25 protein-coding genes are annotated in these 23,957 nt (G+C 65.6%); 12 read left to right on the top strand and 13 right to left on the bottom strand.

Annotated elements, in window-relative coordinates:
• The 11 genes from trbG to K2W61_RS20290 are packed head-to-tail and all read right to left on the bottom strand — an operon-like array spanning nucleotide 1 to nucleotide 10,811.
• Entirely contained in the window at nucleotides 1–993 is a 993-nt protein-coding gene (gene trbG / locus K2W61_RS20340; protein ID WP_005304503.1) for a P-type conjugative transfer protein TrbG, read from the bottom strand.
• Nucleotides 990–1,694, bottom strand: coding sequence for a conjugal transfer protein TrbF (gene trbF / locus K2W61_RS20335; protein WP_016448814.1), 705 nt, complete (start codon nucleotides 1,692–1,694; stop codon nucleotides 990–992). Before trbF ends, trbG begins: the two co-directional genes overlap by 4 nt.
• Before the next feature lie 24 nt (nucleotides 1,695–1,718).
• The gene (trbL, locus tag K2W61_RS20330) at nucleotides 1,719–3,098 is read right to left on the bottom strand and encodes a P-type conjugative transfer protein TrbL (RefSeq protein WP_016448815.1); all 1,380 of its coding nucleotides are present in this window, start codon (nucleotides 3,096–3,098) and stop codon (nucleotides 1,719–1,721) included.
• Complete coding sequence (locus K2W61_RS20325) at nucleotides 3,095–3,427, bottom strand: hypothetical protein (RefSeq protein WP_057506645.1); 333 nt, start codon at nucleotides 3,425–3,427, stop codon at nucleotides 3,095–3,097. The genes trbL and K2W61_RS20325 overlap by 4 nt, the downstream gene beginning before the upstream one ends.
• 12 nt (nucleotides 3,428–3,439) lie before the next feature.
• Complete coding sequence (gene trbJ / locus K2W61_RS20320) at nucleotides 3,440–4,165, bottom strand: P-type conjugative transfer protein TrbJ (protein WP_016448817.1); 726 nt, start codon at nucleotides 4,163–4,165, stop codon at nucleotides 3,440–3,442.
• A complete protein-coding gene (trbE, locus tag K2W61_RS20315) occupies nucleotides 4,162–6,615 on the bottom strand; it encodes a conjugal transfer protein TrbE (protein WP_016448818.1) in 2,454 nt (817 codons plus the stop codon). The genes trbJ and trbE overlap by 4 nt, the downstream gene beginning before the upstream one ends.
• A 15-nt stretch (nucleotides 6,616–6,630) precedes the next feature.
• The gene (locus K2W61_RS20310) at nucleotides 6,631–6,903 is read right to left on the bottom strand and encodes a VirB3 family type IV secretion system protein (RefSeq protein ID WP_003291752.1); all 273 of its coding nucleotides are present in this window, start codon (nucleotides 6,901–6,903) and stop codon (nucleotides 6,631–6,633) included.
• The gene (locus tag K2W61_RS20305; protein WP_003291753.1) at nucleotides 6,900–7,283 is read right to left on the bottom strand and encodes a TrbC/VirB2 family type IV secretion system protein; all 384 of its coding nucleotides are present in this window, start codon (nucleotides 7,281–7,283) and stop codon (nucleotides 6,900–6,902) included. Before K2W61_RS20305 ends, K2W61_RS20310 begins: the two co-directional genes overlap by 4 nt.
• Nucleotides 7,280–8,344, bottom strand: coding sequence for a P-type conjugative transfer ATPase TrbB (trbB, locus tag K2W61_RS20300; protein WP_016448819.1), 1,065 nt, complete (start codon nucleotides 8,342–8,344; stop codon nucleotides 7,280–7,282). Before trbB ends, K2W61_RS20305 begins: the two co-directional genes overlap by 4 nt.
• Nucleotides 8,341–8,805: a ribbon-helix-helix protein, CopG family gene (locus tag K2W61_RS20295; protein ID WP_016448820.1), complete on the bottom strand. Its 465-nt coding sequence runs from the start codon at nucleotides 8,803–8,805 to the stop codon at nucleotides 8,341–8,343. The genes trbB and K2W61_RS20295 overlap by 4 nt, the downstream gene beginning before the upstream one ends.
• Complete coding sequence (locus tag K2W61_RS20290; protein WP_057506646.1) at nucleotides 8,802–10,811, bottom strand: conjugal transfer protein TraG; 2,010 nt, start codon at nucleotides 10,809–10,811, stop codon at nucleotides 8,802–8,804. The genes K2W61_RS20295 and K2W61_RS20290 overlap by 4 nt, the downstream gene beginning before the upstream one ends.
• Between K2W61_RS20290 and K2W61_RS20285 the strand changes: the two genes are divergently transcribed.
• Nucleotides 10,806–11,081, top strand: coding sequence for a hypothetical protein (locus tag K2W61_RS20285; RefSeq protein WP_139286363.1), 276 nt, complete (start codon nucleotides 10,806–10,808; stop codon nucleotides 11,079–11,081). The two genes, K2W61_RS20290 and K2W61_RS20285, sit on opposite strands and share 6 nt — an antisense overlap.
• Here K2W61_RS20285 and K2W61_RS20280 read toward each other — a convergent pair.
• The gene (locus K2W61_RS20280) at nucleotides 11,048–11,326 is read right to left on the bottom strand and encodes an EexN family lipoprotein (RefSeq protein ID WP_016448822.1); all 279 of its coding nucleotides are present in this window, start codon (nucleotides 11,324–11,326) and stop codon (nucleotides 11,048–11,050) included. The two genes, K2W61_RS20285 and K2W61_RS20280, sit on opposite strands and share 34 nt — an antisense overlap.
• On the bottom strand, nucleotides 11,323–12,267 hold the full coding sequence (locus K2W61_RS20275) for a LysR family transcriptional regulator (protein ID WP_016448823.1): 945 nt from the start codon (nucleotides 12,265–12,267) through the stop codon (nucleotides 11,323–11,325). The genes K2W61_RS20280 and K2W61_RS20275 overlap by 4 nt, the downstream gene beginning before the upstream one ends.
• A 212-nt stretch (nucleotides 12,268–12,479) precedes the next feature.
• Between K2W61_RS20275 and K2W61_RS20270 the strand changes: the two genes are divergently transcribed.
• The 11 genes from K2W61_RS20270 to K2W61_RS20220 all read left to right on the top strand — a co-directional run bounded on the left by K2W61_RS20270 (nucleotide 12,480) and on the right by K2W61_RS20220 (nucleotide 23,950).
• Entirely contained in the window at nucleotides 12,480–13,088 is a 609-nt protein-coding gene (locus K2W61_RS20270; protein ID WP_054659618.1) for a TetR/AcrR family transcriptional regulator, read from the top strand.
• A gap of 67 nt (nucleotides 13,089–13,155) precedes the next feature.
• A complete protein-coding gene (locus K2W61_RS20265; protein ID WP_016448825.1) occupies nucleotides 13,156–13,575 on the top strand; it encodes a hypothetical protein in 420 nt (139 codons plus the stop codon).
• A 27-nt stretch (nucleotides 13,576–13,602) separates the two neighbouring features.
• Nucleotides 13,603–14,643: a secretion protein HlyD gene (hlyD, locus tag K2W61_RS20260; RefSeq protein WP_010792193.1), complete on the top strand. Its 1,041-nt coding sequence runs from the start codon at nucleotides 13,603–13,605 to the stop codon at nucleotides 14,641–14,643.
• A 1-nt stretch (nucleotide 14,644) separates the two neighbouring features.
• Nucleotides 14,645–16,417: an ATP-binding cassette domain-containing protein gene (locus tag K2W61_RS20255; RefSeq protein ID WP_057506647.1), complete on the top strand. Its 1,773-nt coding sequence runs from the start codon at nucleotides 14,645–14,647 to the stop codon at nucleotides 16,415–16,417.
• Nucleotides 16,414–17,583, top strand: coding sequence for an ABC transporter permease (locus K2W61_RS20250; RefSeq protein WP_010792191.1), 1,170 nt, complete (start codon nucleotides 16,414–16,416; stop codon nucleotides 17,581–17,583). The genes K2W61_RS20255 and K2W61_RS20250 overlap by 4 nt, the downstream gene beginning before the upstream one ends.
• A 4-nt stretch (nucleotides 17,584–17,587) precedes the next feature.
• A complete protein-coding gene (locus K2W61_RS20245) occupies nucleotides 17,588–18,706 on the top strand; it encodes an ABC transporter permease (RefSeq protein ID WP_054659622.1) in 1,119 nt (372 codons plus the stop codon).
• Nucleotides 18,703–20,241 (top strand): efflux transporter outer membrane subunit, encoded by a 1,539-nt coding sequence (locus K2W61_RS20240; RefSeq protein ID WP_057506648.1) that lies wholly within the window; start codon nucleotides 18,703–18,705, stop codon nucleotides 20,239–20,241. Before K2W61_RS20245 ends, K2W61_RS20240 begins: the two co-directional genes overlap by 4 nt.
• A gap of 20 nt (nucleotides 20,242–20,261) precedes the next feature.
• A complete protein-coding gene (locus K2W61_RS20235) occupies nucleotides 20,262–20,471 on the top strand; it encodes a YgaP family membrane protein (RefSeq protein WP_054659143.1) in 210 nt (69 codons plus the stop codon).
• A 7-nt stretch (nucleotides 20,472–20,478) separates the two neighbouring features.
• The gene (locus K2W61_RS20230) at nucleotides 20,479–21,888 is read left to right on the top strand and encodes an MBL fold metallo-hydrolase RNA specificity domain-containing protein (protein WP_054659141.1); all 1,410 of its coding nucleotides are present in this window, start codon (nucleotides 20,479–20,481) and stop codon (nucleotides 21,886–21,888) included.
• On the top strand, nucleotides 21,888–22,754 hold the full coding sequence (locus K2W61_RS20225) for an LOG family protein (RefSeq protein WP_054659139.1): 867 nt from the start codon (nucleotides 21,888–21,890) through the stop codon (nucleotides 22,752–22,754). Before K2W61_RS20230 ends, K2W61_RS20225 begins: the two co-directional genes overlap by 1 nt.
• A complete protein-coding gene (locus K2W61_RS20220; protein ID WP_236756408.1) occupies nucleotides 22,751–23,950 on the top strand; it encodes a lipid A deacylase LpxR family protein in 1,200 nt (399 codons plus the stop codon). Before K2W61_RS20225 ends, K2W61_RS20220 begins: the two co-directional genes overlap by 4 nt.
• Nucleotides 23,951–23,957 lie beyond the last annotated feature (7 nt).

The following is a 23,957-nucleotide window of genomic DNA, read 5'->3' as shown; positions in this document are numbered from 1 at the left end:
TCAGTTCCTCCGCGCAACGCCGTCCGTGCGCTCAATTCGCACCACGTCGCCCTTGTCGCCGCCCAGGCGCAGTTCGGCGGCACCGAACAGCCGATCCACGATGTAGTACGGCGAGCGGAAGCGGTAGTTGACCAGTTGCCCGTCGCCTTCCGGCCCGATTACGAACAGCGGCGGCAGCTCGCCTTGCGCGATGCCGGCGGGGAACTGGATATAGACCTTCTGCCCGTCGTCGAAGGCGCGCAGCGGCTTCCACGGCGGGTTGCTACCGCTGACCGCGTAGCGGAAGCGCAGGTTTTCCAACGACAAGCCGGAGTCCACCGGCGCGGCGGCGCTGGCCGCCTGCGCCTGGCGCTGCAAGGCCAGCATCCGGTCACGCGGATACTCCCAAGAAGCCGACGCCATCCACGTCTTTTCCGTCGAAGCCAACTCCAGCAGGTACGTCCTGCGGTTGGTGGTGATGACGAGATTGGTCTTGAGGCCCGAGCGGATCGGCTTGACCAGCACATTGACGCGCAGGTCAGCACCGCTGCCGCTCGACGTATCGCCAACGATCCAGCGCACGGTATCACCAGCGGCCACCGTCACCAGCTCCTCGCCCGGCTGGAGCGAAATCACAGTCACGCGGCCCACGGCTGCATAGACTTGGTAGAGCGCGCCATCGGTGAACGGCCACACCTGAATCGCGTTGACGTATCCCTCGCGCGTGGGTGCGACGCGCGCCTCGGCATTGGCCCGTGAGACGCGCACCTTCTCGTCGGCTGGCTCCGGCGTGGGCTTGGCGTCCTCGGCTTCGGGCAATGGCTTCAACTGCGCCGGCATCGGCAGTACCTCGGGCACCGCCACCACCTCCACCGGCGCGGGTGGCTCGGGTAGCGGCTGGGCCTGTACCGGCTCATCGAGCGAGATGGTCGGCGGTGGCTTGCCCTGCGTGGCGCAGCCCGCCAGGGCAAGCAAGATCACCGGCAAGGCGGATTTACGGAAAAGATCATTCATGGCTTGGCTCCTTCGGAAGAATCCAGTTCGCGGCTCCATGACAGGCCGTTGACGTAGATGCCCAGGGGGTTCTGGCGCAGGCGTTCTTCGGTGCGCGGCGGCTGGAGCACGATGGACACCACGGCCGTCCACCGCTCCAAGCCCGCCGCGGCGCCGTTGACGTAGCGGCGTTCCGTCCAGCGCACGTTGAAAGACGTGTCGCTGGCGCGCACGACGCTGGTGATCTGCACAGTCACCGACTCTTTACCGATGCGTGCGAACGGGTCGTTGACCCGCGCGTAGTCGTTGAGCACGGCCGCGCCCTTGTCGGTCGTGTAGTCGTAGGCGTCCAGCCAGTTCTGGCGGACGACGATGGGGTCGATGGACAGCGAGCGCACCAGCGTCACGAAGCGCGCGATGTGGTGCGCCGTCTGTGCATCGTTGGGCCGGTAGGGCGTGGCGGCTTCGCCCACGGCGCGCACCTGGCCCGCGTTGTCCACTTCCACGACGTAGGGCGTCACGAATGACTGCGCCGAGCGCCACACTAGGCCGCCGGACATCAACAGCGCGAGCGTGAGGCAGCCGAAGGCCATCAGGCGCCAGTTCTTCGCCTGCACGCGCGGCGAGCCGATACGGTCGTCCCACACCTGGCCGGCAGCTTGGTACGGCGTGGCAGGCTGCGGCGTGTCGGCATAGCGCACCTGCGGTTTTCTGAATCGCATGGTCAGTTCTCCTTGTGAATCGCATTAGTCGTCGGAGCCGCGCAGGCTCGGGCCTTGCCCCGAGCCGCCACCGTCGCCACCGCGCAGCGTGTGCGCGGCGGTGGTCGCGGCGTGGGTGAGTTGCTGGCGGCGATGCAGCCGCTTGGCCCAGGCGGGTTGTTCCGGCTTCTGTGCAGCGGCGCCGCCTGCGGAGGCCTCTCCTGCGGAGGCTTGGCCGGTTGACGCGCCAGCGTCGGCCGTCGAGCCATTCCAGCCAGCACGGAACGGAGCGGCCATCCGCTGCCCGGCAGCGGAAGCACGGGATGCTGCGGCGCGTCCGGCGGACTGCGCGCCGGTCTTGGCGACGTTGCCCAGGCCCGCCATCGCGCCCTTTGCGCCGCCGCCAGCGGCGGCGGAACCGGCCTGAAACGCCGACTTCGCATTGCTGGCCGCCGACGTGGCGGCGCGCGCACCGCTACCGGCCAGCTTTGCGGCGGCCGGAGCCATACGCGCGCCAGCAGCCACGGCGCCACCCACGCCCGTCGCGGCGGCGCCGATAGCGACGGCCGTGCCGGCAGCGCCGACAGCAGCACCGGCCATCGCGCCCGCGCCGAGCTGCGGCGCACCGGACACAAGGCCTGTCGCAATGCCGGGGCCGAAGATCCCGAGCGCCAGCAAGGTGAGCGAGGCCAGCATGATGACCAGCGCGTGGTCGATGGACGGCTCGGCGGGATGGACTTGGAACTGAGCGAACAAGCCCGAGCCGATCCCGACGATCACGGCCAGCACCAGAACCTTGACGCCGGAGGCCACCACGTTGCCCAAGACCTTTTCGGCGAGGAACGCGGTCTTGTTCCAGAGTGCGAACGGCACAAGCACAAAGCCCGCAAGCGTGGTCAGCTTGAACTCGATCAGCGTGATGAACAGTTGGATCGCCAGCACGAAGAAGCACAAGATCACAACCAGCCACGCGAGGAACATCACCACGATGGGATCAAGGTTCACGAACACTTCGGGGAAGCCCGCCATCTCGCCGATCTGCTCCAAAATCGGCGCCCCGGCGTCGATCCCGGTTTTCGCCAGCCGGCCCGGCTGCAGGAAGTTCTCCATCGTGATGGCCGAGCCGGTGGCGGTAATGCCCAATCCCGCAAACGAGCGGAACACGATGCTGGCCAGCCAGTTGAAGTTATTGATGATGTAGGCGAAGGCACCGACGTAGAGCACCTTGCGCAGCAGCTTGGCGATCACGTCCTCGCCCTGGCCGGTGGCATGGCTCATGGCCCAATACAGTCCGGCGATCGTCATGTCGATGACGATCAGCGTGGCCGTGAGGAACGCCACCTCGCCACGCAGCAGCCCGAAACCCGAGTCGATATAAGCGGCAAAGGTGTTGAGGAATTGGTCGATGATGGTCACATCATTCATGGCGTGTCCTCCGGTTCGGCGGGAAAGGCCGGCGCCATGCCATCGGCCGGTTCCTCGAAGCTCGGCGGAATCGGCGGCAGGTCGGCCAGCGTCTGGTATTCGTCCGGCCCGGCCTCGCCGGAGAAGAAGCGCCGCCGGAAGGCTTCGGCGGCGGCGCGGCAAGCGTCCTCGCCCTTGGCCTGCCGGTCGGCCGCGCATTGCGCGCGCAATGCCTTGAGCCGCGCAGGATCGGCGGCCAGAGCATCGGCAAGGTTGTCGGCCGGCTGCTTGTTGCAAGCGGCCAGCAGCACGACAAGCACCACAACAGACGGGGCGAGGACGCATCGCATGGCGGCCTCCCGTCAGTTGCCGTAGAAGTTCACGGACTGCGGCGTGTACGGCGTGCCTTCGCCCAGGAAGCGCCGCCGCACTTCGCGGGCGCGCTCCGTGGCCGCCGCCTGCCGCGCCAGATCCAGCGACGCCGCCCGGTCTTGCGTGATCTGGAGCCGCTGCGACTGGATCGACTGTTTGGCCTGCAAAGCCAGCAACTGGTTCATGGCCTGCATCGCCTGCAAGGCACCTTCGGCCGACTGGCTCTTGCCCACGAGATCGGCCAGCACGCTTTCGTCTTCGCCCAGGTTCTGCGACACCTGCGCCTGCATCTGCATCGTGGTCTGCAAGCCGTTGAGCGTGTTCTTCCAACGCTCCTGCGCATCGCGGTACATCTGGTCGCCGCTGACGGTGGCGGCGTACTGCTCGGGATACAGGCGCGCGAACTCCCGATCGAGGTTCGTCACGTCGAAGGCCAAGCCGCGGGCCTGGGCGATCAGTCGCTCGGTCGTCGCCAGGTTGGCGCGCAACTGGTTCACCACGCTAGACGGCAGGCTGGCGAGGTTGCGCGCCTGGTTCATCAGCATCTTCGCTTCGTTCTGGAGCTGCTGGATCTGGTTGTTGATCTGCTCCAGCGTGCGGATGGCGGTCAGCGTGTTCTGCACGAGGTTGGTGGGATCGACCACGACCCATTGCGCATGGGCAGTGGCGGTGCAAAGCATGGCCGCGATGGCAGCGGCGATAAGACGCTTCTTCATGGCAGGTTCTCCAGGGGTTGGTCAGCGAGGGAACCCGGCGCAAGGCCGGGGAACGAGGGCAGCAGGTCGGCCGCCCAATCGAGGCCGCGATGGCGCAGCCAGGCGCCCGCGAAGCCGGGCACGCCGGCGTCCAGCAGCACGCGGTCTATGTCGCGCTGGTCTTGCGGCGTGGATGCGCCCGCAAACGCCAGCGCCGCCGGCCCCAGATCGAGGTCGAACAGGCGGTTGCCGAGGCGGGATTGGTAGTAGTAGTCGCGCTTGGGCTGCGCGGTGGCGACGATTTCGATCTGCCGCCTGTTGAGGCCGAAGCCCTCATAGATCGTGCGAATCTGCGGCTCGGTCGCCTGCGGGTTGGCGAGGAAAATGCGGCTCGCGCAGCTCTCGATGATCGCGGGCGCGATGCTCGATTCCTTGATGTCGGCGAGGCTCTGCGTGGAGAAGATGACGCTGACGTTCTTTTTCCTGAGCGTCTTGAGCCATTGCCGGATACGCGCGGCAAACACCGGGTCATCTAGGAACAGCCACGCTTCATCGAGGATCAGCAGCGTGGGCGCACCGTCGAAGCGTTCGTCGAAGCGCGCAAAGAGGTAGTGCAGCACGGCCATGACGGCGGCCTTGCTGTGCATCAGCTCCTCCATCTCGAAGCACTGCACGCCGGCCATGCCGAGCCGGTCATGGTCGGCGTCCAGCAGCTTGCCGTGGGCACCGCCGAGCACATAGGGCGACAGCGCCTGCCGCAGCGCGTTCGATTGCAGCAGCACGGAAAGCCCCGTCATCGTGCGCTGCTCCAACGGCGCACCGGCAAGGCTTCCCAACGCCGACCAGATAGCCGCCTTCTCGTCGGGGCCGACCGCCACGCCCTCATGCAGCAAGCGGCCTTCCACCCATTCGGCCGCCCAGGTGCGGTAGCCCTCGCGGTCGATGCGTGCCAACGGCTGGAAGGCGGTTTCGCCATCTGTCCCGAGGTCGTAGTGCTCGCCGCCCAGGCCGAGAACCGTGGCGCGCATTGAGCGGCCCATGTCGAACGCGAAGATGCGCGAACCGCGATAGCGGCGGAACTGCATTGCCAGCGTGGCGAGCAAAACCGACTTGCCCATGCCGGTCGGCCCCGCGACTAGCATGTGGCCCACGTCGCCGATGTGCGTCACCAGCCGGAACGGCGTGGCGCCATCGGTGCGTGTGACGATCAAGGGTGGGCCATCCAGGTGCTCGTTCCTTTCCGGCCCGGCCCATACCGCCGAAACCGGCATCATGTGAGCCAGGTTCAACGTCGAGACGATGGGCTGGCGCACGTTGGCGTAAGCGTTGCCCGGAATGGACGACAGCCAGGCATCCACGGCGTTGAGCGTTTCCGGGATGGTGATGAAGCCCCGGCCCTGGATGACACGCTCCACCATGCGCAGCTTCTCGTCGGCCACAGCCGCGTCGGCATCGAGCACCATCACCGTGGCGGTGAGGTAGCCGAAGGCGACTTGATCGCTGCCCAGCTCCTGCAAGGCGGCATCGGCATCGGCGGCCTTGTTGCTGGCGTCGGTATCGACCAGCGGACTTTCCTGCTGGAAGATCGTTTCGCGAAGCAGCGCGATGACGTTCTTGCGTTTGGCGAACCACTGGCGGCGCAGGCGTCCCAACTCCCGTTCCGCCTCGGCTTTGTCGAGGCACAGGAAGCGCGTGCTCCAGCGGTAGGCAAAGCCAAGGCGGTTGAGGTCGTCCAGAATCCCCGGCCAAGTCGAGGTCGGGAAGCCCCGCACCGACACCATGCGCAGGTGCTGGTCGCCCAGCATGGGCGCCAGGCCACCGACCAGTGCGGAATCGGTCAGCAGCGCGTCGATATGGAACGCCACTTCGGGCACGCCGACGCGATAGCGCCGCGTCGAGATGGTGGCGTGCAGGTAGGTCAGTGTCTGGCCGTCATCGAGCCAAGCGATTTCCGGCATCACGCCATCGAGCAGGTCAAAGACGCGATCCGTCTCCGCGACGAAGGCTTGCAGCCGCTCGCGCCAGTCCACGCCATCGGTGGGCCGGTTCTCGTACAGCATCCCCGCCGCGCGGGCGCGCGATTCCTCGGGCGGCAGGTACACCAGCGTCAGGTGATAGCCGCTCTCGAAGTCGTTGCCCGATTCCTCGAAGGTGGCCCGGCGCTCCTCGTCCACCAGCCACGACAGCGGCTCGGGAAACTCCGATTGCGGATAGTCGGCAGCGGGTCGGCGCTCGGCCTCGATGAACAGCGCCCAGCCCGAACCCATGCGGCGTAGCGCGTTGTTCAAGCGCGCCGACGTGGCAATCAGTTCGCCTTGCGTCGCGCTGTCGAGGTCAGGCCCACGAAACCGGGCCGTGCGCTGGAAACTGCCGTCCTTGTTCAAGATGACACCCGGCGCGACCAGCCCGGCCCAGGGCAGCCAGTCGGCGAGCAAGGCCGGGCGCTGGCGGTATTCGGCTAGGTTCAGCATCGCGGCGTCCTCCCCTTACACGTCCAGCAGCGGGCGATGCTTGATGTGCCGAGCAAAGACCTGCATGAACTGCGGATCGACGCGCGCTCCCCACACCGCCAGCGAATGGCCGACGATCCAGAGCACGACACCGGGAATCCACAGTTGAAGGCCCAGCCCGACGGCGGCGGCCAGCGTGCCGTTGGCAATTGCCACGGTGCGCGGCGCACCGCCCAGCAGAATCGGCTCGGTCAGCGAGCGATGCAGCGGCACCTCGAATCCGGCGGCGAAGGTGTCCGGGGCACTCATACGACGGCCCCGCCGGAGAAGCTGAAAAACGACAGGAAGAAGCTCGAAGCCGCAAACGCGATGGACAGACCGAACACGATCTGGATCAGCTTGCGGAATCCGCCCGAAGTGTCGCCGAAGGCGAGCGCGAGGCCCGTGGCGATGATGATGATGACCGCGACGATGCGCGCCACCGGCCCCTGGATGGATTCGAGGATGGATTGCAGCGGGCCTTCCCACGGCATCGAGGAACCGGCGGCCTGCGCGGTTCCGGTCAGGAACAACAGCAGCGCGGCCAGCAGCAGCCCTTGCCCCGCAGGGCGGGCCAGGCAGCGCAGCCGCGCAAGACGCAATGCCGGATTTGCAGAAAAACGGAAAGCAGGAAAAGTCATCTGCGTCATGGCAGTTCTCCAAGTAAGTCAGGGGATGGGGAAGTCGCCGCAGCGGATGCGGCATCGGGGTTTGGCGACAACTCGGGAAACGGCGTGTCCAGCGCGTCCGCCTCCCAATTCGCCAATCGGTAGCCCACGCCGTCGAAGCCGACGACGCGGGCAATGCTCTCGATGCGGCGTTTGCGCCCACGCCCGGCGATGTGGATCACCACGTTGACCGCCTCGGCGATCAGCGCACGCGGCGGGTTCACGGCCACTTCGAGAATCAGTTGCTCCAGGCGCAGCAGCGCGCCCAGCGCGGAACCTGCGTGGATCGTGGCGATGCCGCCGGGGTGTCCCGTGCCCCACACCTTGATGAGATCCAGCGCCTCGGCGCCGCGCACCTCGCCGACGACTACGCGATCAGGCCGCAGGCGCATGGACGAGCGCACCAGCTCGGTCATGGATACCACGCCTGCGCGCGTGCGCAGCGGAACGTGGTCGCGGGCCGCGCATTGCAGTTCCACCGTGTCTTCGAGCACCAGCACGCGGTCGCCGGTGGCGGCGATTTCGGCGAGCAAAGCATTGGCGAGCGTGGTCTTGCCGCTGCTGGTGGCGCCGGCGATCAGCACGTTCTGCCGCTCGCGCACGGCGCGAACGAGAAAGCCCGCCTGCACGCTGGTCATCATCCCGTCAATGACGTACCGCTCCAACGGGATCACGCCGATAGCACGCTTGCGCAGCGCAAAGGCCGGCCCCGGCGCTGCCGGCGGCAAGATGCCCTCGAAGCGTTCGCCGGTTTCGGGCAGTTCGGCGGATAGCAGCGGCTGGCCGCGATGGATTTCCGCACCGACATGGGCCGCGACCAGGCGGATGATTCGCTCGCCGTCCGCCTCGGGCAGTTCCACGCCCATCGGCGCGCGCCCACTGGAAAGCCGATCCACCCAAAGGGTGCGATCAGGATTCAGCATCACCTCCACCACGTCCGGGTCTTCGAGCGCGGCGGCGATCAGCGGCCCCATCGCTGTGCGCAGCATCTGGATTCGGCGGTCGAGCGACGTGGCGCTCATGGACTGCGGAACGGCGCTCATGACGCACGCTCCCGCGCTTGCGCAGCCGCCGCCGCGTCCTCCATTCGCATAGGATCGGGATGCAGTTCCTCCACCACGTCGCGCACCAGGCTGCGCCCGCGCAGCAGGTGGCGGCCCAACTGTTCAACGAACTGCTCGAAGCGCGCTTTGCCCTGAGCGCGGGCGGCCTCTTGGTGCGCCTCGGGAACGGGCGTGCTGACCGTGAGGTAGTAGCGAATGAACAGCGCCAGCGTCTCGATCTGGATGTTCTGGTCGCGCTCCAGCCGTTCGGATTGGCGCGACAGCCGATCCAGGCGCTTGGCGATGGCCGCCTCGCGCTGGTCGGCGGCATCGGGCGACAGCCACGATGCGAGCGCCGCCGCGACGATGGACGACTTGGAAACGCCCTTCTTGGCGGCCAGCTCGTCCAGGCGCTTGGCGTGTTCGGGCTGGATAAAGAGATTCAGGCGGTAATGGCTCATAGCTCGATTCCGTCGTTGGGGTCGAGGGAAGCCAGCCGGGCCGTGCGCTGCATGGCCGGCTCAAGCTGGCGAGGGAGAGGAAGCGGCAGGTCGTCGTCGTCATCGAGCAGCGCCAGGTCGGCCGCAGGCGCGGCCAGCTCGGGGTCGTAGGCGACGGTTTCGGAGAGTTCGGGCTGACGGCGCGGGCCGCCGTCGTCGGCCGAAGCCAAGTTCTCCAGGCCATCGGCGGATGCCGTGGCAGGCGCAGCGGGCACGGACGGAATCGCCAGCCCGCTCCAGTCGTCGGGCCGCGACGGCGGCGCGTCTGCGTACTGCCCGTCCGCTAGCGTGGGCGGTGGCAGCACGCGACGCTTGAAATTGGCGTCCGCGTAGTAGCGCAGCTTCTTCGCCTTGATCGGCGCTACGCTGGACACCATCACCACGGCCTCGTCAGGCGGAAGCTGCATGACTTCGCCCGGCGTCAGCAGCGGGCGCGCGGTTTCCTGGCGCGACACCATCAGGTGGCCCAGCCACGGCGCGAGCCGGTGGCCCGCGTAGTTGCGCTGGGCGCGCAGCTCGGTGGCCGTGCCCAGCGTCTCGGAAATCCGTTTGGCGGTGCGCTCGTCGTTCGTGGCGAACGTCACGCGCACATGGCAGTTGTCGAGGATGGAGTGGTTTTGCCCATACGCCTTGTCGATCTGGTTGAGCGACTGCGCAATGAGGAAGCTGCGGATGCCGTAGCCCGCCATGAAGGCCAGCGCCGTCTCGAAGAAGTCCAGGCGCCCCAGCGCCGGAAATTCATCGAGCATCAGCAGCAGCTTGTGGCGGCGCTCGATGCCGTCGGAGCCGTCGAGCGATTCGGTGAGGCGCCGGCCGATCTGGTTGAGGATCAGGCGAATGAGCGGCTTCGTCCGCGAAATGTCCGAGGGCGGAACCACCAGATACAGCGACACCGGATGCTCGGCGGCGATCAGGTCGGCGATGCGCCAGTCGCAGCGCGACGTGACTTCGGCCACCGTGGGATCGCGGTACAGACCGAGGAACGACATGGCGGTGCTCAACACGCCGGAACGCTCGTTGTCCGACTTGTTGAGCACTTCGCGCGCCGCCGAAGCGACGACAGGATGCGGCCCATCGCCCAGGTGGGGCGTGGTCATCATCCGGTGCAAGGTCAGCGCGAAGGGGCTGGCCGGGTCAGATAGGAAGTTGGCGACGCCGCGCAGCGTCTTGTCTGCACCCGCGTAGAGCACATGCAGAATGGCCCCGACCAGCAGCGCGTGACTGGTCTTCTCCCAATGGTTGCGCTTCTCCAGTGCGCCTTCGGGATCGACCAGAATGTCCGCGATGTTCTGCACGTCGCGCACTTCGTGCGCGCCGCGCCGCACTTCCAGCAGTGGGTTATAGGCCGCCGATTTCGCATCGGTCGGGTTGAACAGCAGGCAATGCGAGAAACGCGAGCGCCAGCCTGCGGTGATCTGCCAGTTCTCGCCCTTGATGTCGTGGATGACGGCCGACGCGGGCCAGGACAGCAGCGTCGGCACCACCAGGCCGACGCCTTTGCCCGAGCGCGTGGGCGCGAAGGTCAGGACGTGTTCCGGCCCTTCATGCCGTAGGTATTGACGATCATGCTGGCCGAGGAACACGCCGGCCGGCTGTGTGAGGCCGGCTTTGCGAATGTCCTGCGCGTTCGCCCAGCGCGCAGAGCCGTAGGTCGTGACCAGACGCGCTTGGCGCGAGCGCCAGACCGACATGGCGATGGCAACGCCCACGGCGACCATGCCGCTGGCGCCGGCAATGGCGCCGCCGGTGTCGAAGACCTCCGGCTCATAAGCGCCGAAGAAGAACCACCACTCAAACAGCTTCCAGGGGTGGTAGATCGACGTGCCAAGTAGGCCGAACCAGGGCGAGCCAAGGCGTACTTGGTAGCCAAGGGCTGCTGCTGTCCATTGTGTGGCGCCCCACACTCCGGCGATCACGATGCCGAATACCACGGCAATCTGACCGAACAGCACGTTCGTCCCTTGCATGACCTGGCCTCCGATTTCTCCTGCGCTTTTTCCTCATGGAAAGAGCGGCACAAGGACGTGCCGCAGGCGTCAGGTTCGGTGCCGGGTCAGTGCCGGTCAAAGACCATTTTCAGCAGAAAGGTCGAGCAAAAAGACGGAGTTCGCGCGGTGTCGAACCAAAGAAAAACGCCGCAAGCGAAGGCGCATTGCGGCGTGTCGAACAAAAAAATGAAGGCGAAACGGCTATCCGCCAACAATCAGAACTTGGGCGATTCCTTCGGCGGCGTGTAAGGGGTTTCGCCATCGCCGTAGAACCGCTTGCGCGTGGCCTCGGCCACCCGGTTGCACAGCACGTCGCCGAGCTTCGGGCGGTCGGTTTTGCATTGCTGGCGCAGTTCTTTGAGCCGTTCGGGGTTGGCCGCCAGTTCTTCCACTGTCGGGATGTCCGGTTCTGAACTGATGGCCTTCTGAGGCGTCTCGGCCTGACCGCAGGCGGTCAGGATGGCCGCCAACAAGAATGGGATGGCCTTCTTCATGGCATCAATTCCTCCGGGGGATCAGGGTTTCGGCCTCGTATGGCCCTAGGAGTTTCCGGCAACTCGATGGTCTGCACGCGCTCAACGAAACGTGCCAGTTCATCAGACGGATTGCCGTCGAGACGGAGCAAGTAGGTCGTAAGTGGTGGCACTCGCGACGCCAGCGGTCGAGCTACGACACCCGGCTCACGGCTGGCGGCGATGTGTGCAGCGCCCGCTAGTCCAAGCGCGAAGCCGGCCGATACCAGTGCCATCATCAGATCGCAGGTGGCAACCCGTTCTGCGATCAGTGGTTCCATGTCAGCACGACGCAGCACTCGTTCAACGTGCTTGGCGTGGCCCTCACACACTTGCGGATCGCACAAGACCAGCGGGTAGCGCAGCAACTCGTCCAAGGGAATACGCTTGTAGGCCAGCAGCGGATGCCGGGCCGGCACTGCCACCATGAGTGCATCGCTCCAAGCGGGCAAAGTGACGATGCCGTCGCCCACTTCGTCGGATTGGGCAAACCCCACGTCGTACAGATCATCATGCAGCCCTTTGATCTGCTGCGATAGTGACACTTCGAAAAAGCGGATCTCGACCTCGGGTTCTTCCTGGCGACACAACGCCAGTAAGGCGGGCAGGCGCGACGGCGTGATGCCATCCGACAAGGCCACGCGCAACTGCCCGTGAAAACCGTTTGCCGCTGCTTTCACGCTCTCTCGCGCTTGCTCCAAGGCAGCAAACACACGACGCACATGCTCCAAGAACAATGTTCCGGCATGGGTCAGCCGCGTACTGCGCGTGGTGCGGGCAAACAGCATCACGCCGAGTTCTTCTTCCAGTTCCTTGATGGCCCGCGACAGCGGCGACTGCTCGATGTGCAGCCGCTCGGCGGCGCGAGCGAAGTGGAGTTCTTCAGCGACGGCGACGAAGCACCGAAGATGGCGCAGTTCCACTTACATCCCGCCGGGCTTGTGATGTGCCTGTTCCCCTCCGCCAACAAGGCGCGGAGGGCGACATTTGCGCCTGCCCGAAATCGACCGTTGCCGGTCGTCTGAGATCACGGTTCTGCTGTCCATTGCGGTCTCCTTTTCGCGCTTCCCCTCTTGCGGCAAGCTTGCATGGTGATAAGATAGTAATAGATTACTTACTTTCGGATGCGCAAGCAATGAGTGGACACCCCAAGCATCTACCGGCCGATGAGCGGCGCGCGGCCACAGTCGAGGCGGTGGTCGACTTGGCCGCCGAGCAGAACCCCAGCGACATCACGACCACAGCCATCGCACAGCGCATGGGGCTGACCCAGGGGGCGCTGTTTCGTCACTTCCCGACCAAGGACGCCATCCTGCAGGCGGTGATGTCCTGGGTCACGGAACGCCTGCTAGCTCGGGTGGACAAGGCAGCAGAAGGCACTACGTCCCCGGTCGCAGCCCTTGAGGCGGTCTTCATGACGCATATCGACTTCGTGTCCGAGCACCCGGGTGTGCCGAGGATGCTCTTCGGCGAATTGCAGCGACCTGGAGAGACCCTGCCTAAGCGAATGGTGCAGACCTTGATTCATCACTACGGCGAGCGGTTGCATCGCCTGCTCGAAGCCGGCAAGGCGCAGGGCGAACTGGATGCGGGACTGGATGTGGATGCCGCCGCCGTGTTGTTCATCGGCACGATCCAGGGACTGGTCATGCAGTCGCTGTTGGCGGGCAAGGTCAGTCGCATCCGCCGTGACGCACCAGCCGTGTTTGCCATCTATCGCCGTGGCATCGAAAGCAACACATGAAACACCTGTCTTCTCCGCAAGCGCGACTGCGACCTCCAAACCCTTCCACAAATCGGGAGCAACGAACATGACGGCACACAGCGGATGCGCGATCTGGATGCGCGTGGTCTCCTTGATTGCGATCGGTTTTGGCCTGATGACTATCTGGGAAGGCGGCGCAGTCCTGTTTGTCGACGGCGCGGCGCGCCAGGCTGCCGGCCACTATGTGCCTTTCGTGCTCTGGTTCAACTTTCTGGCCGGGTTCGCCTACATCGTCGCCGGCGTCGGCTTGTGGATGCGCCGGCGCTGGGCCGCGTGGTTAGCGATTGTCATCACGGTGGCGACCGCACTCGTGTTCCTGGCTTTCGGAGTGCATGTGGCTCTGGGTGGCGCCTGGGAGCGACGCACGGTGGTCGCCATGACGCTGCGCACGTTGGTGTGGGCTGGCATAGCGGCCATCGCCTGGCGCCGGTCAGCGGCGAATGCGCCGGTCGCACGCGAGCACTGAGCACCTTTATCCAGCGGAAACCCATCGATGAAAACTCCAAACCTCCTCTTCAAGAAAACCCGTTGGGTCGTGATCGCCGTCGTCGTGCTCGCTCTTGGCGGCGCACTGGCGTTCTGGTTGTCGCGCGACCATGGACAACAAGATGCATTGCGCCTCTACGGCAACGTCGACATCCGCGAGGTGCAACTGGCCTTCCGTCAGCCCGGGCGCGTGATGCAAATGGCTTTCGATGAGGGCGATGCCGTCAGCGCGGGCGCGCGCCTGGCGGCGCTTGACGCGCAACCCTATCGGGAAGCACTTGCGGCAGCACAGGCCCAGGTGCAGGTGGCGCAGGCGGAACTGGCCAAGCTGCGCCGCGGCCTGCGACCGCAGGAAATCACCCAGGCGCGCGAAGCCCTCAGGCAGGCCCAGGCGCTCGCCACCGAGACCGAGCGCAATTTCCAGCGCCAGAGTGGCCTGCTGGCATCGGGCGCCAGCAGCCAGCGCACGGTCGATGCAGCCCGCACGGCGCGCGACCAGGCAGCCGCTGGCGTCGAAGCGGCCAAGGCGGCCCTGTCGCAAGCATCCGAAGGTTTTCGCAAGGAAGACATCGCCGCGGCAGAAGCTCGCCTTGCGGCCGCACAGGCTGCCGCAGCGCAAGCCACGACAGCCTTGGCGGACACCGAGTTGATGGCGCCCAGTAGCGGCACCGTCATCGCACGAGTGCGGGAGCCCGGCAGCATGGTCGCAAGCCAGAGCGCGGTCTACAGCCTGAGCCTGGACAAGCCGGTTTACGTGCGCGCCTACGTGGGCGAGTCGGACTTGGGGCGCATCGCGCCCGGTACTGTGGTGCGCGTCAAAAGCGATTCATCAGAGAAGGTCTATCGCGGCCAGATCGGCTTCATCTCGCCGCGCGCCGAGTTCACCCCCAAGACGGTGGAGACGACGGATTTGCGCACGGATCTGGTCTACCGCCTGCGCATCGTCATCGACGAAGCCGACAGCGACAGTGCCTTGCGCCAGGGCATGCCGGTGACGATCGAGGTCGATGCGAAAGCCGGCACCCGTATCCCGGCGGGGGAGCGTTGAAATGCAGGCAAGCCCTGCTATCGCCGCCGTGCCTGCGGGTGCGGGCGAAGACGCTGCCATCGTCATCGAAGACGTGGACAAGCATTTCGGCGACGTAAAGGCGCTGCGGGGCTTGAGCGCGCGCATCCACTATGGACGGCTGACGGGTCTGGTCGGCCCCGACGGCGCCGGCAAGACGACGCTGATGCGGATTCTGACCGGCCTCCTGGTGCCGAACGCCGGCCACGTCACCTTGGCAGGCTATGACGTGGTCAAGGACAACGACGCCATTCATGTCGCCAGTGGCTACATGCCGCAACGCTTTGGCCTGTACGAAGACCTGTCGGTGATGGAGAACATGCGCCTGTATGCGCAGTTGCGCGGCATGGATGCGGACCGCAACGCCGATCTGTTTGCCGAGCTGCTGGACTTCACGCGGCTCGGACCCTTCACCAAACGCCTGGCCGGCAAGCTCTCCGGCGGCATGAAGCAGAAGCTGGGCCTTGCCTGTGCGCTCATGGCGCGGCCGAAGGTGCTGCTGCTGGACGAGCCGGGCGTGGGTGTCGACCCGGTCAGCCGCCAGGACTTGTGGCGCATGGTGCAGGCGCTGACCGATGAAGGCATGGCCGTGGTCTGGTCCACCGCCTATCTCGACGAAGCCGAGCGCTGCGAGAGCGTGCTGCTGCTGAACCAAGGGAAGCTCCTGTTCGATGGCCCGCCGCAGGAGCTGACCGCGCAGCTCGAAGGCCGCAGTTTCCGTCTGGAAGACGTCGGTGCCGAGCGCCGAGCGGTCCTGACCCAGGCACTCGACCTGCCCAGCGTGAGCGATGGCGTGATCCAGGGCGCCGGCGTGCGCGTGGTGTTGCGCGAGGGCGCTCAAGCGGAGCAGCTCCAGGCCCTGTCCGATCAGGCGCGAGTGGAGCTGGCGCAGGTGCCCGCGCGCTTCGAAGACGCCTTCATCGATCTGCTCGGTGGCGGCCCCGGCGGCACTTCGACGCTGGCCGAGCGTCTGCCGCCGGTTGAGCTGGGTTCCGACATTGCCGTGTCGTGCCGAAACCTCACCAAGCGCTTCGGCGAGTTCACCGCCACCGACAAGGTCAGCTTCGAGGTGCAAAAGGGCGAAATCTTCGGCCTGCTCGGCCCTAACGGCGCCGGCAAGTCCACCACCTTCAAGATGTTGTGCGGCCTGATGAAACCAACTGCTGGCGAAGCGCATGTGGTGGGCCATGATCTGCGCCGCGCCACCGGCGCAGCCAAGAGCCGGCTCGGCTACATGGCGCAGAAGTTTTCGCTCTACGGCCTGCTCTCGGTGCAGCAGAACCTGGAATTCTCGGCCGGCGTCTACGGACTGGAAGGCAACACCCGGCGCGAGCGCATTGCCGAGATGATCGAAACCTTCGATCTGGGCGACTGGCTGTCCGCCACGCCCGATTCCCTGCCGCTGGGCCACAAGCAGCGCCTGGCATTGGCTTGTTCGCTGATGCACCGGCCGCCCGTGCTGTTCCTAGATGAACCCACTTCGGGCGTGGACCCGATCACCCGGCGCGAATTCTGGACCCACATCAACGGACTGGCCCGCAAGGGCGTGACCATCATGGTCACCACCCACTTCATGGACGAGGCCGAATACTGCGACCGCGTGGCCATGCTCTCGCGTGCGCAACTGATTGCGCTGGATACGCCCGACGCGCTCAAACGTTCGGCGGTCAGCCCCGAACGACCCGACCCGACGATGGAGGACGCCTTCATTCACCTGGTGGAGTCGGCGGACCGCGAGCTGGAGGCCGCCACATGAACGGCACCACAAAGCACAAGGACGGGAATGGACCACAGCAGACCGACCTGCGCCATTTTGATCTGCGGCGCTTGATCGCCCTGGTCACCAAGGAAAGCTACCAGGCGCTGCGCGACCCCTCGACGCTGCTGATCGCGTTCGTGCTGCCGGTGGTGTTGCTGCTGCTGTTCGCCTATGCGGTGTCGCTGGATGCGAAGGATGTCCGCGTCGGCGTGGTGCTGGAGTCGCCCGGCGCTGCAGCGCAGGAGCTTGCGGCGGCCTTTGCCGGCACAAAGTTCCTGGATGCCCACTTCGCCCATGACCGGCGCGAAGTGGCCGACCAGCTGGTCTCAGGCGACCTGCGCGGCTACGTGGTGATCCCGCAGGATTTCGAGCAGCGGCTGGCCCAGCGTGGCAGCGAGCCGCTGGTGCAGATCGTCACCGACGGCTCCTACCCCAATACCGCCAACTACGTCGAGAACTACGCCCGCGGCGTGGTCCAGTCCTGGCGTGCCGGACTGGACGTCGGAGCACCAGCGCAGGCCGTCATGCTGGAACCGCGCTACTGGTTCAACCCCGAGCTGGAAAGCCGCCGCGCACTGATTCCCGGTGCCATCGCCATCGTCATGACCATCATCGGCACCATGCTGACTGCACTGGTGGTGGCGCGTGAATGGGAGCGCGGCACCATGGAGGCGGTGCTGTCCACGCCGGCCTCGGTGGCCGAAATCCTGATCGGCAAGCTGCTGCCGTACTTCGTGCTCGGCATGCTGTCCACGCTGGGTGCGGCGGCGCTGGCGGTGTTCGTGTTCGGGGTCCCGATGCGGGGCTCGCTGGCGGCGCTGCTGCTGCTGTCGGCGGTGTTCATGGTGCCGGCGCTGGGTCAGGGTCTGCTGATTTCCTCCTTGGCACGCAACCAGTTCCTGGCAGCGCAGATCGCGCTGTTCACGGGCTTCCTGCCGGCCTTCATGTTGTCGGGCTTTCTGTACGAGATCGACGCCATGCCGGCACCGATCCGCGCCATCACCTTGGTGGTGCCGGCGCGCTACTTCGTCGATTCGCTGAAGACGGTGTTCCTGGCCGGCGACATCTGGGCCGTGTTCCTGCCCAACCTGGCGGCCATGGCGGCGATCGGGGGGCTGTTCTTCGTGATCGCCAAGCGCGCCACGCGCAAGAACCTGGAGTGACGCGATGTTGACTTCCGCATTCTCGTTCACCCGCCTGCGCGCCCAGTTCATCAAGGAAGTGCTCAGCGTCCTGCGCGACCCGCGCAGCCGCATGGTGGTGTTCGTGCCGCCGATCCTGCAGTTGCTGGTGTTCGCCTTTGCCGCGACGCTGGAAGTGCGCAACGTCGATATCGCCGTCTACGATCAGGATGCGGGGCGCTGGTCGCACGAGTTGGTACAGCGCCTGGACAGCGCCCGCTTCATCACCCACGTCCGGCATGTCGACAGCCAACAGCAACTCCACGAGCTGATCGACCGTGGCGAGGTGATCGCCGCGCTCGCCATCCCGGTGGATTTCTCGCGCTCCATCGCCGCCGGCGAAAGTGGCCGCGCGCAGGTACTGGTCGATGGCCGGCGCAGCAACTCCGGGCAGATCACCGTGGCCTATCTGTCCACAATCGCCGCCGATGTCGGCGCCGAGGTCGTGCCCGACGCCCAGGCACCAACGCCCGTGGTCGTGCGCCACTGGTTCAACCCGAATCTGGTCTACCGCTGGTTCATCGTGCCCGGCCTGACGGGCATCCTGGCGCTGTTCAGCGCGCTGCTCATCACCTCGCTGTCGATTGCACGCGAACGCGAGCTTGGCACCTTCGACCAGTTGCTGGTGTCGCCCACCTCGACGCCCGAGATCATCATCTCCAAGTCGCTGCCGGCGCTGGCGATCGGCACGCTGCTGGGTTTGTTCATGATCAGCGCAGGCGTGTTCCTGTTCGGCATTCCATTTACCGGCTCGTTCGCACTTCTGCTTGCCAGCCTGGTGCTGTTCATCGCCTCGGTGGTCGGCATCGGTCTGATGATTTCCGCGGTCAGCATGACGCAGCAGCAGGCCATCCTGGGAGCGTTCGCCATCGGCGTGCCGGCGGTGCTGATGTCCGGCTTTGCGACGCCTGTGGAAAACATGCCTGTCGTCCTGCAATGGCTGGCTCAGGCCATCCCACTGACCCATTTCCTCATCATCGTCGAAGGCAGCTTTCTCAAGGCCATGCCGCCCGGTGACATTCTCGCCAGCCTGTGGCCGCTGGCGGTCATCGCCCTCGCCACGCTGACCATGGCCACCGTATTCGTCCGAGGACGCCTGCAATGAAATCCAAGCCCCGCACTCCCTTTCTTCGCGCAACCGTCACCGGCCTGACCCCTGGGCGCGCGCGTCCGCTCGTGCTGGCCCTGTCCTGCGTGCTGCTGACTGCCTGCGCAAGCGTGGGCCCCGACTACCGCGAGCCGCCGCCGGTCGACGTCGGCAGCGGCTGGAGCTTGCCGTTGGCAAGCGAATCCCAGTCCGCAGACTTGAGCCAATGGTGGTCTGCACTGGACGATCCCATCCTCGATCGCCTGATGGCCACGGCGCTGGCACAGAACCTGGATCTGCGCCACGCTGCGGCACGCATCGATGAGGCACGCGCCCTGCGCGATCGTGTGGCCGGCGAGGCATTGCCCACCGCCGCCGCTGGCGCGAGCGTCAACCGGCGCCGTCAAAGCGAGAACGGACCCCTGCCCGTAGGTTCGATCCCCGGCCTTGACGCCACGCAGACCATCTACGACGCGGGCTTCGACGCGGCCTGGGAGGCCGACTTGTTCGGGGCCAAGCGGCGGGCGCTGGAAGGCGCCAGCGCCCGCCTGCAGGCGACCGAAGCCGAGGCGCAGGGCATACGCATGCGCATCGTGGCCGAGGTCGCACGCACTTGGTTCACCGCCGTCGGCGCCCGCTACGAGTTGCACGCACAACAGGCCACACTGGATACGCTGCAGCAGACCTTGGAATTGGTGCGCCTGCGGCATGCGCTGGGCGACGCGTCGGCCGCCGACGTGGAGGCGGCGTACGCCCAATGGACAGCAGTCAACGCGCTCATCCCGGATATCCAGGCGCGTCAGCGCGCCGCGATACTCAGCCTGGGCGTGCTGCTGGGCGCGCCGCCGGAGCGGGAGCTGGCACTGCTGGATGGCCCCTTGACGCCGAGCACGCTGCGGGCGCTGCCGGTGGGCGAGCGCGCAGAGATGCTGCGCCGGCGCCCGGACGTGCTGGCTGCGGAACGTCGCCTGGCAGCGAGTTCCGCCGACATCGGCGTGGCCACGGCCGAGTTGTTCCCCAAACTCTCCATCGGTGTCGGCGGCGGGTTCCAAGCGCTCAGTACGGGCGATTGGTTCGATGCATCCAGCTCGCGTTTTTCCATCCTGCCGCTGATTTCCTGGCGCCTGTTCGACGGTGGCCGTGTGCGAGCCGAAATTCGGGCACGCGAGGCGGCCGAGCGACAGGCCGCGCTGGCCTATGAGCAGGCCGTGCTGACGGCGCTGGGCGACGCCGAGCGCGCCCTGGGCGACTACCACGGCGGACTGGACACGCTTGAGCGCCGTGGCATGTCACTGGATGCCGCACGCACCAGCTACGGCCACGCCAAAGCTCGCTACGCCGCGGGCGACATCGCCCTGGTCGAGCTGCTGGCCGCCCAGCGCAGCCTGCACGAGGCCGAAACCGCAGCCGCGCGGGCCCATGCCAACGCGGCCGTGCAATTGGTGGCGCTCTACAAGGCCCTTGGCGGTGGCTGGGACACATCCACCGCGCCATCAACCGCAATCCATCCGCCGCGGGGCGCTGCCGCCCCCGTCGCGTTTTCAAGCCGCTGACGAAACACAAGGAGACCATCATGCAAATCAACGTTGGAAGTGTCGACCGCATTGTCCGCATCGTCCTCGGGCTGATTCTGCTCAGCCTGCCGTTGTGGCTGGACTCACCCTGGCGCTGGCTGGGGCTCATCGGAATCATGCCCCTCGTCACCGGCCTGGCCGGTCGCTGTCCGGGCTACCGTCTGCTTGGCCTGGGCACTTGCCCGATACAAAAGAAAAATCCGGAGTGAAGGTCCCATGAAACTGCATTTTCTGGGCGCTGCGCGCGAAGTTACCGGGTCGTGTTTCTTGGTGGAAGCGCTCAACGTACGCTTCCTGGTGGATTGCGGCATGGTTCAGGGCGGACGCACGGCGGCGGCACGTAACCATGAGCCATTCCCGTTCGACCCGGCATCGATTGATTTCGTGCTCCTGACCCATGCCCACATCGACCACAGCGGGCTATTGCCAAAACTCACGCGCGCAGGATTCACGGGGCCTATTTACGCCACGCCAGCCACGGTTGATCTGCTCGGGGTGATGCTGCCCGATAGCGCTCACATCCAGGAAAGCGATGCGAAGCGGGATGCCAAGCGGTTCAAAGAGAAGACCGCGCTGTCACCCCTGTATACCCTGCAGGATGCCAGCGACTGCTTGCAGCAGGTGCGAGGCATCGAATACGACCGGGAGTTCGCGCCCCGCGTGGGGGTGCGCACCCGTTTCCGCGATGCCGGGCACATTCTTGGGTCGGCCATCATCGAAGTCTGGGTGACCGAGTATGGCTATCCGACAAAGCTCGTTTTCAGTGGTGACCTCGGCCAGCCGGGGCGCCCGATCCTTCGCGACCCGACACCCATCGAGGACGCCGACATCCTCATCATCGAGTCCACCTACGGCAACCGCCAACACAAGGATTTCTCGGCAACCGAAGAGGAGATGATCAGCATCGTCGAGAAAACCCTCTTCGAGAGCGGCGGCAACGTCATCGTGCCGGCCTTCGCGGTTGGCCGAACCCAGGAAGTCCTTTACCACCTGCATCGACTCACCTGCGAGGGGCGGTTGCGACAACCGATGGTATTCGTCGATTCGCCGATGGCCACCGAGGCCACACGCATCACGCGTGAACATCTCGAATTGTTCGACGAACAGGCGAAGCGGTTGGCAGGATGGCACGCGCGCGGCGAGAACCTCCCATACCTGAGTTTCACAGCGAGCGCTGAAGAGTCCATGGCGCTGAACCGGATCCGCTCCGGGGCCATCATCATCTCTGCCAGTGGCATGTGCGATGCGGGACGTATCCGGCACCACCTGCGCCACAACTTGCCACGCCGGGAATGCAGTATCTTGTTTCCCGGCTTCCAGGCGCAGGGGACGCTTGGCCGGCGCCTGATCGAGGGGGCCGAACGTGTACGCATCTTCGGTGAGGACATCCCGGTACGTGCGGCGATCCACAGCATGGGCGGCCTCTCGGCGCATGCCGACCAGAAGGCGTTGCTGAATTGGGCTCGGGGTTTTGTTCACCCACCGGCGCAAACCTTCGTGGTGCATGGGGAACTGTCTGCCGCGCAGGCCTTCGCCGAACTCCTGCAACAGCAACTCGGCTGGCAGGTCACGGTGCCCGAGCATGGTCATGCGCTGCGCTGGCCGGACTTTCTGGCGCACGAGTGATGAAGCCCGCCGAAGATCTCGCTGAACGCCTGCGCGCCATCCGCGAGTCGCCAACGTACCGTCTTGCGTACGAAGACATCGAACTGCTTGGCCAGGACGAACTGCGGCCGCTGCGACTGCAGCTCGAACTACTCAAACCTGAGCGCATCCTGCACGAGAAAGGCATCCGCTCGACGGTAGTGGTCTTCGGCAGCGCACGCGTGAGCGATACCGAGACGGCAGAAGCCCGCCTTGGCGCGCTGGAGCGTCAGGCGCTCGTCACTGCGGAGAATGCCGGGCTGCGGCAAGAGCTCGCGCGAGCCCACCGCCGGGTCGAACAGGCACGTCATTACGAGCAAGCGAGGCGTTTCTCGGGTCTGATTTCGGCGCGTTTTCAGCAGCAGAACCGACGTGATTTCGTCGTCGTCACCGGGGGTGGTCCCGGCATCATGGAGGCCGCCAACCGCGGTGCTTTCGAGGTTGGCGCACGCTCGATTGGCCTCAACATCACGCTGCCGCACGAACAGGCACCCAACCCCTACATGTGCCCGGACCTGGCGTTCAGGTTCCACTATTTCGCGCTGCGCAAGATGCACTTCTTGTTGCACGCCAAGGGCTTGGTGGCATTCCCCGGTGGCTATGGAACGCTCGATGAGCTGTTCGAGGTGCTCACCTTGATCCAGACCGGAAAGATGCAGCGTATTCCGGTGGTGCTGGTCGGCCGTGCATTCTGGCGTCGCGTAGTTGATTTCGATCTTCTGCTCGACGAAGGCTATGTCTCTCCATCCGATCTCGACTTGTTCACCTGCGTAGACGAAGCGGAGGAAATCGTCAGTGCCCTCGAACGCTTTTACGTCAACAGGGCGGCAGGCGATGGGGCAACATGATTGGCATCGACGGGTATCTCTGGAGCCTGCGCGGCACCAAGGTGCGGCAGCCGATGCAGTGCGCCGCCTTGTTGATTACGGGTGCATTGTTCAGCCCGATTGCTGCTTTCGGTTCCGAAGTCTCGCTCTCTGCAAATCCTCCCTCCTGCTCACCAGAGCAATCCCTGCGCTGGCGGGGCGGCACTCTGCGTCTGGAGAACGATTTGTTCACCGGCTCCGATCGCAACTACACCAACGGTGTCGCGCTAACAGCAGTCTCACGCGATCTGCAAGGCGGGCTCCGTCCGGAATGCCTGCCCCAGCCGATTGGCTTGTACGCCCGCTTCATCGGCTGGGCTGATCCAGGCTTCTGGCACGACGCCGGCGCCCACTCGTCGTCGCAAAACCTCGTTGTGCGCTTTGGCCAAGTCATGTACACGCCCGAGAACAAGACGCGCACCGATGTGATTCCAGATGATCGACCGTACGCTGGTTTGCTCTACCTGGGTTTGGCGTGGAATCGCCGCATCCATCCACAAGCCGCAAGCTACGAAATCCTTGACGTGCGTGAGCTGACCCTGGGCGTGATCGGCCCCTGGTCGCTGGCCGAGCAATCCCAGGATCTGGTGCATCGGGCACGCGGCATTGAGCGCTTTCGCGGCTGGGACAACCAGTTGCGCAACGAGCCGGAATTTCAGATGGCCATGGAACGCAAGTTCAAGCCGTACACGGAGGGCGCGGTCCGCCCTGGATGGGGCAGCGACGTGATCGGCGGCTATGCCCTGCGGGTTGGAAACATCGAAACCGCCGCCAGTACCGGCGTGGAGTTTCGCGCGGGCTGGAACATACCGAACGACTTCGGCAGCTATCCGATCCGCCCTGGCGCGGAGAACCGCCCGCCCTCTGGTGTTGCCGATCTGCGCACGACAACGCCGCAATCGGTCCTGGCGCCCAAACCTGGGGCACATGTCTTCCTGAACCTGGAGGGTAAAGCCGTCGCCTGGGACTTCTCACTCGACGGAAACATGTTCCGGAATAGCCACCATGTCAGCCGGCGGCCTTGGGTCGCGCAAGCAGCTCTCGGCATCAGCAGCCAATGGATCGTTGCTGGACGTGGCGTGCGGCTTGCCGTGATGCGCGTTTGGAGAACCCGCGAGTTCGACCAGCAGGCGGGCTATCACGCATTCGGATCGATCGCGCTGAGTTTGGAATTTTGAGGGCACC

Source organism: Achromobacter pulmonis, from assembly GCF_021733725.1.
GTDB lineage: Bacteria > Pseudomonadota > Gammaproteobacteria > Burkholderiales > Burkholderiaceae_B > Achromobacter > Achromobacter pulmonis.
Note: the sequence above shows the minus strand (reverse complement) of the source record. Positions and strands in the feature narration are given on the sequence as shown.

What these genes read in the sequence shown, in the direction of transcription:
- K2W61_RS20295 (WP_016448820.1), bottom strand. Translation starts at nt 8,805, where the DNA reads ATGAGCCATTACCGCCTGAATCTCTTTATCCAGCCCGAACACGCCAAG.
- K2W61_RS20250 (WP_010792191.1), top strand. Translation starts at nt 16,414, where the DNA reads ATGAACGGCACCACAAAGCACAAGGACGGGAATGGACCACAGCAGACC.
- trbB (WP_016448819.1), bottom strand. Translation starts at nt 8,344, where the DNA reads ATGAGCGCCGTTCCGCAGTCCATGAGCGCCACGTCGCTCGACCGCCGA.
- trbL (WP_016448815.1), bottom strand. Translation starts at nt 3,098, where the DNA reads ATGAATGATGTGACCATCATCGACCAATTCCTCAACACCTTTGCCGCT.
- K2W61_RS20255 (WP_057506647.1), top strand. Translation starts at nt 14,645, where the DNA reads ATGCAGGCAAGCCCTGCTATCGCCGCCGTGCCTGCGGGTGCGGGCGAA.
- K2W61_RS20270 (WP_054659618.1), top strand. Translation starts at nt 12,480, where the DNA reads ATGAGTGGACACCCCAAGCATCTACCGGCCGATGAGCGGCGCGCGGCC.
- K2W61_RS20310 (WP_003291752.1), bottom strand. Translation starts at nt 6,903, where the DNA reads ATGAGTGCCCCGGACACCTTCGCCGCCGGATTCGAGGTGCCGCTGCAT.
- K2W61_RS20280 (WP_016448822.1), bottom strand. Translation starts at nt 11,326, where the DNA reads ATGAAGAAGGCCATCCCATTCTTGTTGGCGGCCATCCTGACCGCCTGC.
- K2W61_RS20235 (WP_054659143.1), top strand. Translation starts at nt 20,262, where the DNA reads ATGCAAATCAACGTTGGAAGTGTCGACCGCATTGTCCGCATCGTCCTC.
- K2W61_RS20240 (WP_057506648.1), top strand. Translation starts at nt 18,703, where the DNA reads ATGAAATCCAAGCCCCGCACTCCCTTTCTTCGCGCAACCGTCACCGGC.
- trbF (WP_016448814.1), bottom strand. Translation starts at nt 1,694, where the DNA reads ATGCGATTCAGAAAACCGCAGGTGCGCTATGCCGACACGCCGCAGCCT.
- K2W61_RS20230 (WP_054659141.1), top strand. Translation starts at nt 20,479, where the DNA reads ATGAAACTGCATTTTCTGGGCGCTGCGCGCGAAGTTACCGGGTCGTGT.
- K2W61_RS20290 (WP_057506646.1), bottom strand. Translation starts at nt 10,811, where the DNA reads ATGCAAGGGACGAACGTGCTGTTCGGTCAGATTGCCGTGGTATTCGGC.
- K2W61_RS20220 (WP_236756408.1), top strand. Translation starts at nt 22,751, where the DNA reads ATGATTGGCATCGACGGGTATCTCTGGAGCCTGCGCGGCACCAAGGTG.
- trbE (WP_016448818.1), bottom strand. Translation starts at nt 6,615, where the DNA reads ATGCTGAACCTAGCCGAATACCGCCAGCGCCCGGCCTTGCTCGCCGAC.
- hlyD (WP_010792193.1), top strand. Translation starts at nt 13,603, where the DNA reads ATGAAAACTCCAAACCTCCTCTTCAAGAAAACCCGTTGGGTCGTGATC.
- K2W61_RS20245 (WP_054659622.1), top strand. Translation starts at nt 17,588, where the DNA reads ATGTTGACTTCCGCATTCTCGTTCACCCGCCTGCGCGCCCAGTTCATC.
- trbG (WP_005304503.1), bottom strand. Translation starts at nt 993, where the DNA reads ATGAATGATCTTTTCCGTAAATCCGCCTTGCCGGTGATCTTGCTTGCC.
- K2W61_RS20305 (WP_003291753.1), bottom strand. Translation starts at nt 7,283, where the DNA reads ATGACGCAGATGACTTTTCCTGCTTTCCGTTTTTCTGCAAATCCGGCA.
- K2W61_RS20265 (WP_016448825.1), top strand. Translation starts at nt 13,156, where the DNA reads ATGACGGCACACAGCGGATGCGCGATCTGGATGCGCGTGGTCTCCTTG.
- K2W61_RS20225 (WP_054659139.1), top strand. Translation starts at nt 21,888, where the DNA reads ATGAAGCCCGCCGAAGATCTCGCTGAACGCCTGCGCGCCATCCGCGAG.
- trbJ (WP_016448817.1), bottom strand. Translation starts at nt 4,165, where the DNA reads ATGAAGAAGCGTCTTATCGCCGCTGCCATCGCGGCCATGCTTTGCACC.
- K2W61_RS20325 (WP_057506645.1), bottom strand. Translation starts at nt 3,427, where the DNA reads ATGCGATGCGTCCTCGCCCCGTCTGTTGTGGTGCTTGTCGTGCTGCTG.